17 protein-coding genes are annotated in these 15,355 nt (G+C 72.5%); 12 read left to right on the top strand and 5 right to left on the bottom strand.

Annotation, left to right across the window (positions count from 1 at the left end):
• Positions 1–18: 18 nt before the first annotated feature.
• Positions 19–261, bottom strand: coding sequence for a mycoredoxin (locus FHS39_RS02135; protein ID WP_184346021.1), 243 nt, complete (start codon positions 259–261; stop codon positions 19–21).
• Positions 262–477: 216 nt separating this feature from the next.
• Between FHS39_RS02135 and FHS39_RS02130 the strand changes: the two genes are divergently transcribed.
• From FHS39_RS02130 to FHS39_RS02110, 5 genes are all read left to right on the top strand, one after another.
• A complete protein-coding gene (locus FHS39_RS02130) occupies positions 478–2,682 on the top strand; it encodes an ATP-dependent DNA helicase UvrD2 (RefSeq protein ID WP_343069312.1) in 2,205 nt (734 codons plus the stop codon).
• A 147-nt stretch (positions 2,683–2,829) separates the two neighbouring features.
• Positions 2,830–3,135, top strand: a complete 306-nt coding sequence (locus FHS39_RS02125; protein ID WP_184346020.1) for a hypothetical protein — start codon at positions 2,830–2,832, stop codon at positions 3,133–3,135.
• A 132-nt stretch (positions 3,136–3,267) separates the two neighbouring features.
• On the top strand, positions 3,268–3,630 hold the full coding sequence (locus tag FHS39_RS02120) for a WhiB family transcriptional regulator (protein ID WP_184346019.1): 363 nt from the start codon (positions 3,268–3,270) through the stop codon (positions 3,628–3,630).
• Positions 3,627–3,953: a hypothetical protein gene (locus FHS39_RS02115; RefSeq protein WP_184346018.1), complete on the top strand. Its 327-nt coding sequence runs from the start codon at positions 3,627–3,629 to the stop codon at positions 3,951–3,953. The genes FHS39_RS02120 and FHS39_RS02115 overlap by 4 nt, the downstream gene beginning before the upstream one ends.
• A gap of 100 nt (positions 3,954–4,053) precedes the next feature.
• Entirely contained in the window at positions 4,054–4,272 is a 219-nt protein-coding gene (locus FHS39_RS02110) for a hypothetical protein (protein WP_425507724.1), read from the top strand.
• A 20-nt stretch (positions 4,273–4,292) separates the two neighbouring features.
• Here the strand turns inward: FHS39_RS02110 and FHS39_RS02105 are convergent, their stop codons facing one another.
• A complete protein-coding gene (locus tag FHS39_RS02105) occupies positions 4,293–5,657 on the bottom strand; it encodes an ABC1 kinase family protein (RefSeq protein WP_184346017.1) in 1,365 nt (454 codons plus the stop codon).
• Entirely contained in the window at positions 5,650–6,828 is a 1,179-nt protein-coding gene (locus FHS39_RS02100; protein WP_184346016.1) for a ThiF family adenylyltransferase, read from the bottom strand. Before FHS39_RS02100 ends, FHS39_RS02105 begins: the two co-directional genes overlap by 8 nt.
• Before the next feature lie 341 nt (positions 6,829–7,169).
• On the opposite strand from FHS39_RS02100, the gene FHS39_RS02095 reads away from it, so the two are divergent.
• The 4 genes from FHS39_RS02095 to FHS39_RS02080 all read left to right on the top strand — a co-directional run bounded on the left by FHS39_RS02095 (position 7,170) and on the right by FHS39_RS02080 (position 11,070).
• On the top strand, positions 7,170–7,766 hold the full coding sequence (locus tag FHS39_RS02095; protein WP_184346015.1) for a SprT-like domain-containing protein: 597 nt from the start codon (positions 7,170–7,172) through the stop codon (positions 7,764–7,766).
• 106 nt (positions 7,767–7,872) lie between these two features.
• Entirely contained in the window at positions 7,873–9,576 is a 1,704-nt protein-coding gene (locus tag FHS39_RS02090) for a TerD family protein (protein WP_184346014.1), read from the top strand.
• Between the two features lie 35 nt (positions 9,577–9,611).
• Complete coding sequence (locus FHS39_RS02085; RefSeq protein ID WP_184346657.1) at positions 9,612–10,295, top strand: AIM24 family protein; 684 nt, start codon at positions 9,612–9,614, stop codon at positions 10,293–10,295.
• 16 nt (positions 10,296–10,311) lie between these two features.
• Positions 10,312–11,070, top strand: a complete 759-nt coding sequence (locus tag FHS39_RS02080; protein ID WP_184346013.1) for an AIM24 family protein — start codon at positions 10,312–10,314, stop codon at positions 11,068–11,070.
• Positions 11,071–11,141: 71 nt separating this feature from the next.
• On the opposite strand, the gene FHS39_RS02075 is transcribed toward FHS39_RS02080, so the two are convergent.
• Together FHS39_RS02075 and FHS39_RS02070 are read right to left on the bottom strand one after the other, a co-directional pair.
• Positions 11,142–11,669 (bottom strand): NUDIX domain-containing protein, encoded by a 528-nt coding sequence (locus FHS39_RS02075; RefSeq protein ID WP_184346012.1) that lies wholly within the window; start codon positions 11,667–11,669, stop codon positions 11,142–11,144.
• On the bottom strand, positions 11,666–13,120 hold the full coding sequence (locus FHS39_RS02070; RefSeq protein ID WP_184346011.1) for a zinc-dependent metalloprotease: 1,455 nt from the start codon (positions 13,118–13,120) through the stop codon (positions 11,666–11,668). The genes FHS39_RS02075 and FHS39_RS02070 overlap by 4 nt, the downstream gene beginning before the upstream one ends.
• Positions 13,121–13,324: 204 nt before the next feature.
• Between FHS39_RS02070 and FHS39_RS02065 the strand changes: the two genes are divergently transcribed.
• The 3 genes from FHS39_RS02065 (at position 13,325) to FHS39_RS02055 (ending at position 15,310) form a co-directional block, all read left to right on the top strand.
• On the top strand, positions 13,325–14,449 hold the full coding sequence (locus tag FHS39_RS02065; RefSeq protein ID WP_184346010.1) for an NAD-dependent epimerase/dehydratase family protein: 1,125 nt from the start codon (positions 13,325–13,327) through the stop codon (positions 14,447–14,449).
• A gap of 78 nt (positions 14,450–14,527) precedes the next feature.
• On the top strand, positions 14,528–14,986 hold the full coding sequence (locus FHS39_RS02060; protein ID WP_184346009.1) for a molybdenum cofactor biosynthesis protein MoaE: 459 nt from the start codon (positions 14,528–14,530) through the stop codon (positions 14,984–14,986).
• Between the two features lie 150 nt (positions 14,987–15,136).
• The gene (locus FHS39_RS02055; RefSeq protein ID WP_184346008.1) at positions 15,137–15,310 is read left to right on the top strand and encodes a hypothetical protein; all 174 of its coding nucleotides are present in this window, start codon (positions 15,137–15,139) and stop codon (positions 15,308–15,310) included.
• The last annotated feature ends 45 nt before the right edge of the window (positions 15,311–15,355 follow it).

Raw genomic sequence — 15,355 nt, 5'->3', positions numbered from 1 at the left:
CGCGGTCGCCGCTGCGGCTCAGACCCCGATCTTGGCCTTCACCTGGGCCAGCGAGGGGTTGGTGAGCGTGGAGCCGTCGGGGAAGAGAACGGTGGGAACCGTCTGGTTTCCGCCGTTCGCCTTTTCGACGAAGGCCGCCGAGTCGGCGTCGAGCTCGATGTTGATCTCGTTGTACGTGATTCCTTCGCGGTCCATCTGGCCCTTCAGGCGGCGGCAGTAGCCGCACCAGGTGGTGCTGTACATCGTCACGCTGCTCGACATGCGACCTGCGCTCCTTTTCCTCGGTGGCGTTCCGGGGGTAGAACGCGCAACCCCCGGCAGCCATTCCCGCGCAGGCACGGGGAGGCACAGGCAGGCACAGCCGGGTACGGGGAGCACGTGCGGGCACAGGCAGCACAGACGGCATTAGTACGACCGCAGTGGCTCGCCTGTGGACAACATTCCCGGTCGCCTCCGTGAACCTGGCAGCATGGCGGGGTGACAGCAGCAACGCACTCCCCACTCTTCCCGCAGGTGCCGGGATCCGCCGAGGCGGTGCTCGACGGGCTCGACCCCGAGCAGCGCGAGGTGGCCACGGCCCTCGGCGGGCCGGTGTGCGTGCTGGCCGGCGCGGGCACGGGCAAGACGCGCGCGATCACCCACCGGATCGCCTACGGCGTGCGGTCCGGCGTGCTCCAGCCCGCGAGTGTGCTCGCCGTCACCTTCACCAACCGCGCGGCGGGGGAGATGCGCGGCCGTCTGCGGCAGCTCGGCGCGGGCGGCGTCCAGGCGCGCACGTTCCACTCGGCGGCCCTGCGGCAGCTGCAGTACTTCTGGCCGAAGGCGGTCGGCGGCGAGCTGCCCCGGCTGGTCGATCGGAAGGTCCAGGTCGTCGCGGAGGCCGCCGCCCGCTGCCGGATCCGCCTCGACCGCAATGAACTGCGGGATGTGACGGGCGAGATCGAATGGGCGAAGGTCACCCAGACCGTCCCCGAGGACTATCCGGCGGCCGCCGCCAAGTCCGGCCGGGAGGCCCCCCGCGACCCGGCCGAGATCGCCCGGGTCTACGGGATGTACGAGCAGCTCAAGCGCGAGCGCGGCGTGATCGACTTCGAGGACGTCCTGCTGCTGACCGTGGCCGTGCTCCAGGACCGGCACGACATCGCCGAGACGGTGCGCCGCCAGTACCAGCACTTCGTCGTCGACGAGTACCAGGACGTCAGCCCCCTCCAGCAGCGGCTGCTGGAGCTGTGGCTGGGCGACCGGGACAGCCTGTGCGTGGTCGGCGACGCCAGCCAGACCATCTACTCCTTCACCGGCGCCACCCCCGACCACCTGCTGAATTTCCGCCACCGTCACCCGCACGCCACTGTCGTCAAGCTCGTGCGGGACTACCGCTCCACACCCCAGGTGGTGCAGCTGGCCAACGGCCTGCTCTCCCAGGCCCGCGGCCGCGCCGCCGAGCACCGGCTGGAGCTGGTCTCCCAGCGCGGCCCCGGCCCCGAGCCGGTCTACGCCGAGTTCGCGGACGAGCCCGCAGAGGCCGAGGGCACCGCCCGCCGGGTCCGCGAGCTCATTGCCTCCGGGGTCCCGGCGAGCGAGATCGCGATCCTCTACCGCATCAACGCCCAGTCCGAGGTGTACGAGCAGGCCCTCGCCGATGCCGGGGTGCCCTACCAGCTGCGCGGCGCCGAGCGGTTCTTCGAGCGCCCCGAGGTGCGCGAGGCCGGGCTGCTGCTGCGCGGCGCGGCCCGCGCCGGGGGCCACTCCGACCCCCAGCTCGCCGACGTGGCCGATGTGCCGTCCCAGGTGCGCGCGGTGCTCTCCACCCGCGGCTGGACGACCGAGCCCCCCGCCGGATCGGGCGCCGTCCGCGACCGCTGGGAGTCCCTGGCGGCGCTGGTGCGCCTGGCCGAGGACTTCGTGCGGGCCAAGCCGGAGGCCACCCTCGCCGACCTCGTGGCCGAGCTCGACGAGCGGGCGAGCGCCCAGCACGCCCCCACCGTCGAAGGTGTGACTCTCGCCTCACTTCACGCGGCCAAGGGCCTGGAGTGGGATGCGGTCTTCCTCGTCGGGCTGGCCGAGGGCATGATGCCGATCACATACGCCAAGACGGACGAGCAGGTGGAGGAGGAGCGCCGGCTGCTCTACGTGGGCGTCACCCGCGCCCGGGTCCACCTCTGTCTCTCCTGGGCGCTCTCGCGCACCCCCGGCGGCCGCCCCTCGCGGCGCCCCACCCGTTTCCTCAACGGCCTGCGGCCCGGCTCGGCCGCGCCCCGCGCAGGCTTCGCGGCCGCGGCGGGCCAGGGCGGCATCGAGCGCGGGGTCAGGCCCAAGCGGCGGGGCTCGGCGCGCTGCCGGGTCTGCGGGCGCACGCTGACGGACGCCGGTGAGATCAAGCTGATGCGCTGCGAGGACTGCCCCAGCGACCTGGACGAGGGGCTCTACGAGCGGCTGCGCGACTGGCGTGCCGAGCAGGCCCGGCGGCTGGGCCAGCCCGCCTTCTGCGTCTTCACCGACAAGACGCTGCTCGCGATCGCCGAGGCCGTCCCGGGAACCGAAGCGGAGCTGGTGTGCATCTCAGGAGTGGGAGGACGCAAGCTCGGGAAGTTCGGCGCGGACGTCCTCACCCTGTGTGCAGGCGGAGACCCGGGTTCCGAAGATGCGTCTCACGATGCGTCGGAAGACTCTCCGGAAAAATAGTTTGCGCACGCGGAGGGCGTACCCATAGCCTTCCGAGCAGGGAAACAACGGTTCTTCCAAGATCCGTTGGCTCCGTGCTGTACTGAACCGAAAATCGTCGGACCGGTCTCGACCGGTCCCCTGAGACGCCGAGAGGAGGCGAAGACCATGATCAGCTTCATCACCAGCAGCAAAATGACCGATCGCCAGGTCTTTGCCGCACGCTCGCTCGGCGTCGCGCCCGTCACCGCCCTGTTCCAGGGCACCGGTCTGTCCGGAGCCGTCCCGGCTCTGCCGCTTCACCTCGAAGAGCGACCGACCAAGGCGTCCGCGGTAACGGCAGCAGCGCAGGCACAGGCACAGGCCTATGCCCCCGCAGCAGCGGCCAACGGCGCCGGTTCCCGGAATGAGCAGCACCAGCACCAGACGATGTGGGCCTTCCGTGGGCTCGAACCCTGGAGAGATCCAGCCTGATCGGCACGATCAGGTCGGCACCTTCCAGGGCCGCGGAACCCACACCGGGATCCGCGGCCCTTTTGCTTGCCCCCCATCCCGGGGGAAACCAGCCCGGCCACCAGCCGGAACAACAGACGAGGAAACGAAACCGTGCAACTCAAGGCACACACCCCGTCAGTAGCGACCGACCTGATCCCCCCGCCTGTCCCCACGGAGGACTCCTTGACCCCCCTCACCGCCCTCACCGACCTCGACGACGCCATCGAGAACCTCGGCGTGCCGGTCCCGTGCCGCAGCTACGACCCCGAGGTCTTCTTCGCCGAGTCCCCGGCCGACGTCGAGTACGCCAAGTCGCTCTGCCAGACCTGCCCGCTGCGCGCGGCCTGCCTGGCCGGCGCCAAGGACCGCCGTGAGCCGTGGGGCGTCTGGGGCGGCGAGCTCTTCGTCCAGGGCGTGGTCGTGGCCCGCAAGCGCCCGCGTGGCCGCCCGCGCAAGAACCCGGTCGCCGCATGAGCATCGCCGGCACCATCGACCGCCCCACCACGCACGACCCCAAGAAGCAGGATCCGACGATGCAGCGCACGTCCCCCGAGCCATTCGGCTCCAGCGCCCCCGTCCGCCACACCTCCGGTGCGACCGAGTCGCGTCAGAACAGGAACCTCGAAATGCAACTCATCCCAGAAGCCTTGGCCAGGGCCCATATGAACGACCACCTGCGGGAGGCCGAGTCCCAACGCAGGGCCGTGCATCTCGTCGCCGCCCGGCGGATGCAGCGCCGGGCCGAGCGCGCCTCGCGGCGCGCCCGCCGGGCCTTGGCCATGGCCGTGATGCAGTAAGCCCGCAACGGCCCGCGGGGTCCGTCCGTTCGGACCGGCCCCGCGGGCCGTTGGGTGCGTTGTCCGCGCCCGGCCCGCTCCCGGGGATATCGTCTGGGAGGTGGACCAGAGGACGCACAAACCAGCGCAGTTGGACCCCAAGGCCACCGAGCCCGCCGAACCCGTCGACTGTGCTCGCTGTGGCAAGCGCGCCGAGCACGGCGCACCGCCGACCTGGACCTGCTCCGTCGAGAACGGCAGCCGCCGGTATTTCTGCGACGACTGCGCCCGCGCCAACATCAGAGCCATCGAGGGGCGTCTCGACTCGTCCTGGTGGTGAGCGCCGCCGCCCCCAGGGGCTCAGGCGGGCGTGTCCTGGCTCCGGCTGTCCATCCCGAACCCGGGCACCCACTCCTCCATCTCGTCCCGCAGCCGCACCGTCGCGCCCAGCTGGCACAGCACCCCTATGGTGCTCGTCGTCACCCGGTGGATCAGCAGATACGCCGGGGGGAGGTTGAGCTGCCGGGCCAGCTGGTAGGCGGGGGAGCGGGGGTCGGCGATCCGGGTCGCCTGGGCGCGCATCCAGTCCCGGGTGAAGGTGAACTCCGCCACCCTCGCGGGCTCGATGATCGGCAGCAGATAATCGAGCACCGCCCCGGGGTCGAGCTCGATCTCCGGCCGGACGAACCCCTCGTCCCGCAGCAGCTCGTGGACGGCGTCCGCCTCGCCGTCCAGCGTCAGGCGCAGCGCCGTGCCGATCTCCACGGGCAATCCCTGCGGCAGCCGGTCGACCGTGCCGAAGTCCAGCACGCCCAGCCGCCACTTCTCGGGCGGGCCGTCGGGCGCGTCGCCGGTGAGCAGACGGAAGTTGCCCGGGTGCGGGTCGGCGTGCAGCAGGCCCGTACGGGCCGTGCCCGAGAAGAGGAAGCGCGCCAGCAGCTGGCCGGCTCGGTCCCGCTGCTCCGGGGTGCCACTCTTTATGACCTCGGACAGCGGCACCCCCTCCAGCCACTCCGTCACCAGCACTTGATCGCTCTGGTAGACCACGTCGGGCACCGTCACATCCGGGTCCCCGGCGAACTCCTCGGCGTGGGCTCTCTGGGCCCGCGCCTCCAGCTCGTAATCCAGCTCCTCCGAGACCCGGTCGCGCAGCTCGGCGATGAGCGGCTTGATGTCCATGCCGGGGATCAGCGGCCCCAGCAGCCGGGCGAACCGCCCCAGCTGGGTCAGGTCCGACAGCAGCGCCTCCCCGGCCCCCGGGTACTGCACCTTGACCGCGACCTCGCGCCCGTCGTGCCACACCGCCCGGTGCACCTGGCCGATCGAGGCCGCTGCCGAGGGCTGGTCCTCGAACTCCTCGAAGAGATCCCGCCAGTCCTCGCCGAGCCGCTCGGCCAGCGCCGTGTGCACGGACTTCACCGGCATGGGAGGCGCCGCGTCCTGAAGCTTGGTCAGCGCCGCCCGGTAGGGGCCGGCGATCTGCTCGGGCAGGGCCGACTCGAAGACGGACAGGGCCTGACCCAGCTTCATGGCGCCGCCCTTGAGCTGGCCCAGGGTCGCGAAGAGCTGCTCGGCCGTGCGCTGCTGCAACTCTGCGGCGATCAACTCCGCGGGTCGCCCGCCGATGCGTTTGCCGAGGCCGAGTGCCGTGCGCCCCGCGAACCCCAGTGGCAGCGCGGCCAATTTGGCCGTACGGGTGACCGCCTTGCGGGGTAGATCAGACATGCGCCCCTCCAACTCGCTGAACAGCCACGCCGCTGACGGCGGTTACCGGGTCATTGTCCCGTGCGACGCCCTCGCGGCCACGGGATCCGAGAGATCCCGCCGCGCCGCACGGGCACCGCGGATGCGGCTCGACGTGCCGGGGAGACCAGGCCGGACCCGGCAGTGCCAGCTCCAGGCGGACCCCCGCGCCCGCCGTGGAGCCACCGTCGAGGAAGGCCAGCGCCCGCGCCACGGTGAGCCCCGCCACGACCGTGGCCAGTGCCATGTCGCAAGACGGTACCCCCGGACCGCGGCCGGACCTCCACTGGGCGAGCATCCGGGGCCACGCCGAGTCCTGCTCGGCCCGGCCGTGCTCCAGGCAGCCCGCACAGGCCGATCCGCCCGGCAGCACCAACGGCCCCACCACGCCGGTGGCCTCAAGCACACCGGCGTACAAGTGCGGCGTCCCGGAGGCGAGGAGCTCCTGTGCCGCCCCGGGGTCGGGTGCGTAGGCCGCGAGCCCGTCGCGCGGGGTGAACAGCACCAGGCCCAGCGGGGGCTCGGCCTCGGAACCCCGGGCGCCCGCGCGGGCCCGGGACCGGGGCACGGGCGCCGCCTCCCGGACCACCTGCCGGGCCGCGGCATCGCGCCGCTCGCCGGTGCGGTCCGCGCCGAGCCCGGCCGGCCCCACGTCCCACGGCTCCACCCGGCCGCCGTCCACCACGTCGACCCTGCCCACCCCCGAGGCCGACAGCAGCGCCGCCACGGCCGCGCCCACCCGGCCCGCCCCGCGCACCTGCACGCGCGTCGACTGCCGGGCGGCCATCACCCGCATCGCCGCACCGGGCTCGCGGTGCAGCACGGAGAGCGAGGCCAGGTCCGGCCGCAGCCGCTCCAGCCCGGCGCCGCCCCGGTCGCGCAGGGCGACCGCTCTCTCGCCCCCGGCCCGCGCGTCGTCGATCAGCCCGGCCGCGGTGAGCCGCTCCACCACACCGTCCGCCCGCCCTTCCGGCAGCCCCAGCGCCTGCGCTTCCTCGCGCAGCAGCGGCAGCCCGCGCGCCCCGTCGAGCAGCCCCAGGAAGCACCCCGTGGCGGTGTCCACCGGACCCACCGTCACCGCGTGCGCGGGGGCCACCCCGAACTGCACGGTGTCGCGACTGCGCCAGGCGCGGCGCAGCACGGGCTTGACCATCGGATGCGAGGGAACCGGATGCGCGGGCCCCGGACCCGCAGGGCCCGGATGCGCGGGCTCGGGATGCCCGTGAACCGCAGGCCCGGCGCCCGGTTCCTCGACACGGTTCCGGGCGCGGTCGGCCCGCACGGAATGCGCATGCATGATTCCCCCCAAGGTCGGCCTGCGGCTCGATCGGCCTTCAGCATGCCGGGCCCGCGCCGTCACCGTGTGAAGTTGTCCACATGCACGCAGTGATTATCGTACTAACCTCTGCGCCACCTCTGCGCCCGCAGGGTGTTTCCCCCGACAACAGAAGGCGGGGCGGGACTTCGCCTGCACCCACCGGGTAACGTCGGGGCGTGCCCGTCGACCCACTGCACAGTGCCGCACGTCCGCCGCGCAGCGCGCCGATCCCGTTCTCGGAACGCCCGGAGGTCGGTGCGGTCGAGGTCCGCCGGAGCGCGCGCCGCCGCAGAACGGTCTCGGCCTACCGCGAGGGCGACCGCACCGTCGTCCTCATCCCGGCCCGCATGTCGGACGCCGAGGAGCAGCGCTGGGTGGGCTTGATGCTGGACAAGCTCGCGGCGCAGGAGAGCAAGCGGATGCCGGGCGACGCCGAGCTCGCCGAGCGGGCCGGGCGGCTGTCAGGGCAGTATCTGGGCGGGCGGGCCCGTCCGGCCACCGTCCGCTGGGTGACCAATCAGAACACCCGCTGGGGCTCGTGCACCCCCGCCGAGGGCAGCATCCGCCTCTCCCACCGGCTCCAGGGCATGCCCGAGTACGTCGTGGACTACGTGCTCCTCCACGAGCTGGCGCACCTGCTCGTCCCCGGTCACGGACCCGCCTTCTGGAGGCTGCTGGAGGCCTACCCGCGCACCGAGCGGGCCCGCGGCTACCTCGAAGGCGTGGTCGCCGCCGACCGCCTGCCGCACCTGCCCGCGGCCCGCACCGAGTAGCCTGTGGCAACCCCTGCCAGGCCCCGGAATCCATCCGAACCGCCGTCAGCCGTTAGCCTGGCGCAACGCATTCACCGCAGGTTCGGATGGGGGACGGTCGTCACGCATGTCCAGGGAATTCCAGCGTGGCCACAAGGCCAAGATCAGTGACCTGACAGCGGGTACCGATCTGTACGTGGGCGTGCAGATCTCCGGTCCCGGACTGTCCTTCGACATCAGCTGTTTCGGCCTCGACGCCGACGAGCGGCTCGCCGACGACCGGTACTTCATCTTCTTCAATCAGCCCAAATCGCCTGAAGAGGCCATTCAGCAACTCGGGGCGCAGGCCGGTGACACGGATTCGTTCCGGGTCACGCTCGACCGCATTCCCGCGCACATCCGCAAGCTGAGCTTCACGGCGACGGTCGACGGCGCGGGCCAGATGTCCCAGACCGGCCCCGGCTACCTCCGGCTCGTCGCGGGCGGCACGGAGGTGGCCCGCTACTCCTTCACCGGAGCGGAGTTCAGCACCGAGCGCGCGGTGATGCTCGGCGACATCTACCTCAAGGACTTCTGGCGGTTCGCCGCCGTCGGCCAGGGCTTCGACGGCGGCTTGGAGGCGCTGCTGAGGAACTTCGGCGGCGAGGTCCTGGAGGAAGAGGCGGCCCCCGAGGCGGCCCCCCAGGCCGCCGCCGCCCCACCCCAGGCGCCCGCGCCCGCCTTCGCGCCGCCGCCGCAGGCGAGCGCGCCCCCGGTCTTCGCGCCCCCCGGGGTCCCGCAGGCCGCTCCCGCGCCGCAGCAGGCCCCGACGCCGCCGCCCGTGCACAACTTCCCACCCCCGCAGGGCAGCACGCCGCCCCCGGCCGCCGCCGCGCCGCAGGTGCACGCCGCCCCGACGCTCGCCGCCCCCATAGCCCCGCCCGGCTACTTCGACGGCGCCTCCCACGCGGCCCCGGGCCACACTCCGCCCGGCGTCGTCCCGCCGCCCGGCCCGCCCGGCGTGCCGGGCCAGCACGCCCCGTACGGGCAGCACGCCGCGCCCCCGCAGGCGTACGCGCCCCAGCAGCAGCCCTACGGCATGCCCGCGCCCCCGCCCGTCCAGCAGCCGGCCCCGCCCGCACAGCCGTACGGCGTGCCGGCCCCCGTCACGCCCGCCCACGGCGCCGCCGCCCCCGGTGTGCAGGGAGCGCTGGAGAAGTACCGCGAGGCGCCCACCGGACAGCGGTGGACGCTGCAGAACTCCAAGCTCATGCGCGTCGACCTCGGCGTCGACCCGCAGCCCGTGCTCGCCCGGCAGGGCAGCATGGTGCTCTACCAGGGCAAGATCGACTTCGGCTACAAGGGCGCGGGCTTCATGGGCCGCATCGTGGGCAGTGCGACCGGCCAGGAGATGCAGCTGATGCGCTGCACCGGCCGCGGTCAGGTCTTCCTGGCCGAGAACTCCGCCAACCTGCACCCCATCCAGCTGGAGAACGACGCGATCTGCGTCGCCGCCGAATCGGTGCTCGCCTTCGACGAGTCGCTGCACTACGAGGTGCGCCGGATCGAAGGCCACGGCATCCCCGGCGGCGCGCTGTTCACCATGCAGTTCCAGGGCATGGGCACCGTCGTGGTCAAGACCCACGGCACCCCGGTGGTGCTGCCGGTCACCCCGACCACCTTCGCCGACAGCAACGCCATCGTCGCCTGGTCGGCCGGTGCGCAGGTCATCATTTCCAGCCAGGTGCGGCTGCGCCGCAATGCCTACCCGGGCCACAGCGGCGAGGCCGTGAACCTCCAGTTCCGTGGAGCTCCCGGCAACTTCATCGTCGTCCAGCCCTACGAGGTCTGAGGGAGCCCGTCATGCACCAGTCCATGAACCATTCCATGAACCAGCAGCCGTTCGCGGGCGCCGCCCCGGCCCAGCCCGCCGTGCGCATGGAGAACCACGGCAGCAGCATGCTCAAGGTCGCCATGCAGAGCGGCCACGACCTGTTCGCCCGCACCGGCTCGATGGTCGCCTACGAGGGCTACATCCAGTACGAGCCGAACGCCCCCGCCGTCCGCCAGCGGGCGTCCCAGTGGCTCACCGGCGAAGGCGCCCCCCTGATGCGGTGCAGCGGCGACGGACTGCTCTACCTTGCCGACTACGGCGCCGATGTCGTCTGCATCAACCTCAACGGGGACTCGATCTCCGTCAACGGCACCAACCTGCTCGCCTTCGACGCACACCTGCAGTGGGGCGTCGAGCGCGTCAAGGGCATGGCCAAGTTCGCCGGGCAGGGCCTGTTCAACGTCGGTGTCAGCGGCACCGGCTGGGTGGCGCTGACCTCGCGCGGCACCCCCATCGTCGTCGACTGCGGCGGCGGCGAGGACGAGACGTACGTCGACCCCGACGCCTTGGTCGCCTGGTCGACCAACCTGCGGATGAAGGGGAAGCGCAGCTTCAAGGCGTCCTCCCTGATCGGCCGCGGCAGCGGCGAGGCCTACCAACTCGGCTTCTCCGGCCAGGGATTCGTGGTCGTACAGCCCAGCGAGGACAGCACCGACCGGCTCCGGGCCCGGGGCTGAGGGAGAGCGAACAGACATGCAGAGCCCGCTTTTCGGCTGCACCGAAGCCCAGACGCAGGACCGCTACGCCCTGCAGAACTCGCAGATGCTGCGCGTCGCCCTCACCGGTCACGACGACGTCCTCGCCCGCAAGGGCGCGATGGTGGCCTACCAGGGCCTCATCGAATTCGACGCGGAGTACCGCACCCGCGGCCAGCAGTACGACCAGATGTACACCGGTGAGGGCCTGGACCTGATGCGCTGCTCCGGGCAGGGCACGGTCTTCCTGGCCAACCTCGCCCAGCACGTGCACGTGGTCGACGTCGACCACCACGGGCTGACCGTCGACGGCTCCTACGTCCTCGCCCTGGACTCCACCCTGCACTGGGACGCCGTCGCGGTGGACAGCCAGTACGGGATCGCCGGCGCCGGCGCGTACAACCTCAACATCAGCGGGCAGGGCAAGGTCGCGCTGATGACGTCCGGGAAGCCGCTGATGCTCGACGTCACCCCGGACCGCTACGTCTACGCCGACGCGGACGCCGTCGTCGCCTGGTCCTCCTCGCTGCGCGTCCAGATGCAGGCGCAGACCCACTCCTCGGGCCTCTGGCGGCGGCGCGGCAGCACGGGCGAGGGCTGGGAGCTCAACTTCATGGGCCAGGGCTACGCGCTCGTCCAGCCCAGCGAGCTGCTGCCGCCGCAGGGCGCGGAGATCGGCCAGGGCCTGATGGCCCAGTACGGCCTCGGCCAGCACGGCGCCCACGGCCAGAACCAGGGCAACATCTGGTCCAACTGACACCGCCGCGCACGCATGGGTAAGGGGCGACCGCAGTGGCGGTCGCCCCTTACGCCACGTCCTGCGAAGGCTTACGCCCCGAGGCGCGCCAGCGTCCGCTCCAGCAGCTGGACGACCGAGCCGTCCGCGACGCCGCCTACCTCGTCGTAGGCGAACCAGCGCAGGTCCAGCGACTCGTCGCTGATGGCCTCCACGGCACCCTCGGGCACCAGGGCCGCGTACTGCACGTCCAGGTGCCAGTGGCACGGCGCCGGGATCGGGTGCCGGTCCAGGCGCACCGGGCCGCCGGGCAGCAGCGTCAGACCGGCGATGCCGGACTCCTCCATGGCCTCGCGCAGCGCCGCCGCCTCGACCGTGGCGTCGCCCGGCTCGCAGTGGCCGCCCATCTGCAGCCACATCCGCAGCTTGCGGTGGAGGGTCAGCAGCACCCGGCCGCGCGACGGGTCGATGACCAGCGCGCTCGCCGTGACGTGCCCCGCCTGGCAGGGCTTCCACATCCCGTCCGGGTGGGCGGCCAGGTGGTCCAGGTAGAGCCCGCGCAGCTCCTCCTGGTCCCCGTACTCCTTGAGCACGAGGACCGCGTTCTCATGCAGGCTCACTTGTCGCCTTCGCCCTTTTCATCCTTGTCGACGTCACCGGACTTGCCGTCATTGCCGGGCTTGCCGGCCTCGTCGGACGTGCCCGCCGCGGAGCCCTTGGCCGCCTCGCCCAGCATCTTGTCCAGCTCGGAGAAGTCCAGCTGCTCGCGGTGGACGAAGCCGTCCGGGTCGTCCAGGTCGGCGGCCGTCGGCAGCATGTCGGGGTGCTCCCAGAGGCCGTCGCGGCCGTCCACGCCGCGCGCGTCCGTGAGCGAGGCCCACAGCCGCGAGGCGTCCCGCAGCCGCCGGGGCCGCAGCTCCAGGCCGATCAGCGTGGCGAAGGTCTGCTCCGCCGGGCCGCCGGAGGCACGCCGCCTGCGCAGCGTCTCGCGCAGCGCTCCGGCCGACGGCAGGTGCGGCGCGGCCGCGGCGTGCACCACGGCGTCCACCCAGCCCTCGACGAGCGCGAGAGCGGTCTCCAGACGGGCCAGGGCGGCCTTCTGCTCCGGGCTGTCCTCCGGCTGGAACATGCCCTGCTGGAGTGCGTCCTGCAGCTGCTCGGGGTGGCTGGGGTCGAGCTGGCCGACCACGTCCTCCAGCTTGGAGGTGTCGACCTTGATGCCCCGGGCGTAGCCCTCGACCGCGCCGAACAGGTGCGAGCGCAGCCACGGCACGTGAGCGAAGAGCCGCTGGTGGGCGGCCTCGCGCAGGGCCAGGTACAGCCGCACCTCGTCCTGTGGGACGCCGAGCCCGGAACCGAACGTCTCGATGTTGACCGGGAGCAGCGCCGCCTTGCCCGCGGGGCCGAGCGGAAGGCCGATGTCGGTCGAGCCGACCACCTCGCCCGCCAGCACGCCCACGGCCTGCCCGATCTGGGTGCCGAACATGGCACCGCCCATCGACCGCATCATCCCGAGCAGCGGGCCGGCCATGGCCTGCATCTCCTCGGGCAGCACATCGCCCATGGCGGCTCCGACGCGCTCCGCGACCGGGTCCACCAGGTCCTTCCACACGGGCAGGGTCGCCTCGACCCACTCCGCGCGGCTCCAGGCGACCGCCGTGCCCGAACCGGACGGCAGGGACGTCACACCGTCCAGCCACAGGTCGGCCAGGCGCACGGCCTCCTCGACCGCGGCCCGCTCGGACGCCGAGACGCTGGCGTCCTTGGTGCCGTCGGCGGTGCCCTGCGCGACCGTCTGCCGCGCGATGTCCTTGGCCATGTCCCAGTTCACCGGGCCGCCCTCGTAGGAGAGCATCTGGCCCAGCTGCTGGAAGGCGGCGCCCAGGTCGTTCGGGTTCATGGAACCGAACATCGCGGCGAACGGGTTGTCCCCGCCGCCCGCGGCCCCGCCGAACCCGAAGGGATTCGCGGGCCCCTGGCCGCCACCCTGGCCACCGCCCTTCTTCTTGCCGTCGTCGCCGCTCTCCGGCTCCTCCGGCGGAAGACCGAATCCGAATGGGGTGTCACTCACGGGTTTCCTCGGCTCGTAGGGCCGCCGGCTGTGCACCGGCGGCGAATGCCCGACAACACCACCAAGCGTAGACACCTCGCCGCTATCCGGGCTTGGTGCTCCGCTCGCCCGGGGCCTGCGGCAGGATGGACGTCACCTGGTACGTACGCGTCATGACACGGGTGATGCCGTGTACGCACTGAAGACAACCGCTGGAGATGCCCGGTGAGTTCCCCCGACCGAGAAGTTCGCGCAGCGCGAAACGGTTCCGCGCGAGACAGTACGACCCCGCACGGCCGACGGCCCGTCGTCGCGGTCACCGGTGCCGCGCGCGGCATCGGCGCCCTGCTCACGCAGAGACTCGCGGCATCCGAGGAGATCAAGCAGGTCCTGGCGATCGACGAGCGCCGCGGTGACGTCACCGAGGCGCAGTGGCACGTGCTGGACGTCCGCGACCCGGTGATCGCCGAGAAGCTGCGCGGCGCCGACGTCGTCGTCCACCTCGCGCTCGACCTCGACCTGGAGACCGATCCGGCCGCCCGCACCGCCTACAACGTCCGCGGCACCCAGACCGTGCTCACCGCCGCCGCGGCCGCCGGGGTGCACCGGGTGGTGCTGTGCACCTCCGCGATGGTCTACGGGGCCCGTCCCGACAACGACGTGCCGCTCGCCGAGGACGCCGAGCTGCGGGCCACCGCCGAGGCCACCGGCGTGGGCGACCTGATGGAGATAGAGCGGCTGGCCAAACGCGCGCCCCGCGCCCACCCCGGCCTGAACGTCACGGTGCTGCGCCCCGCCGTCCTCGTCGGCGGCACCGACACCGCCCTCACCCGCTACTTCGAGTCACCCCGCCTCCTCGTGGTCGCCGGATCCCGCCCGACCTGGCAGTTCTGCCACGTCGAGGACCTGGTGAGCGCCCTGGAATTCGCCGCCCTGGAGAAGGCCGAGGGGGATCTGGCCGTGGGCTGCGACGGCTGGCTGGAGCAGGAGGAGGTCGAGGAGCTGACCGGAATCCGCCGCATGGAGCTGCCCTCGGCCGTCGCCCTCGGCGCCGCCTCCCGGCTGCACCGCCTGGGCCTGACCCCCTCCCCGGCGGGCGACCTCGAGTACACGATGCACCCCTGGGTGGTCAGCGGCCACCGCCTGCACGACGCGGGCTGGCGGCCGCGCTGGACCAACGAGGAGGTGCTGGCGGAGCTGCTGGAGGAGGTCGCGGGCCGGCACACCGTCGCGGGCCGCCGCCTGGGCCGCAAGGACGCCACCGCCGCGGGGGCCGCGGGCGCGACCGTCGCCCTGCTCGGCACCGCCGCCCTGGTGCGCCGCGCCCGCAAGGCGCGCAGGCGGCTGTAGGACCGTACGGGACCGCCTGCCGGGGCTCGGCCGCACGGCCGTCTGCGCCCCGCGCCGGCCGTGCGGCACGATGGGGCCATGGCCCACACGCACGACCACCCCGGCGAGCTCGCCGCCGACGACCCCATACGCCTCCTCGCGATCCGGGAGACGCCGCTCTCCCTGGACGAGGTCTTCGCCGCCGTGGGCGACGACGCCGCGGGCGGCACGGCCCTCTTCGTGGGCACCGTGCGCGACCACGACGGGGGCACCGACGTCAGCGGGCTCGGCTACAGCGCGCATCCCTCCGCCGAGGCCGAGCTGCGGCGGGTCGCGGAGAAGACGGCCGCGGACTTCCCGGTACGGGCCCTGGCGGCCGTGCACCGAGTGGGAGAGCTCGCCGTGGGCGACCTCGCGGTCGTGGTGGCCGTCTCCTGCCCGCACCGGGCGGAGGCCTTCGAGGCCTGCCGCAGGCTGATCGACGACCTCAAGCGCGAGGTGCCCATCTGGAAGCACCAGAAGTTCGCGGACGGGACCGAGGAATGGGTAGGCATGTGAGGAGGGCCGGAATACGTCCGGTGCTTGCCCGGAAGTCCCCTTATGGTCCGCTTCTGGTTGCGTAACCGGCCCCCTGGCGTAAGCGTTGAGAGCGAAGACGACTAATCTGCTCATCGTCAGTTGCGATTGTGTAAGGGGTCGGAGGCCGGCATGGCGGCGCTCGCTTGGTTGCTGATTCCGGTTGCCGCGGCTGTCGTTGCCGCCCTGTGGGGCAGCTGGGCCGCCCGCAACCGCAAGGCCGGGGATGTCGCGGAGCTGGCAGGCTATGCGAAGTTCCGCGAGGCAATGGAACGCTCGGAGTCCGGTTCCGGACCCGCGGCCTAGCCGGGGACGCCCGTAGCTGCCCCGGACGGACCGCCCCGGAAGTGG

Origin of the sequence: Streptomyces olivoverticillatus, from assembly GCF_014203555.1 — a bacterium.
Classification (GTDB): Bacteria; Actinomycetota; Actinomycetes; order Streptomycetales; family Streptomycetaceae; genus Streptomyces; species Streptomyces olivoverticillatus.
Note: the sequence above shows the minus strand (reverse complement) of the source record. Positions and strands in the feature narration are given on the sequence as shown.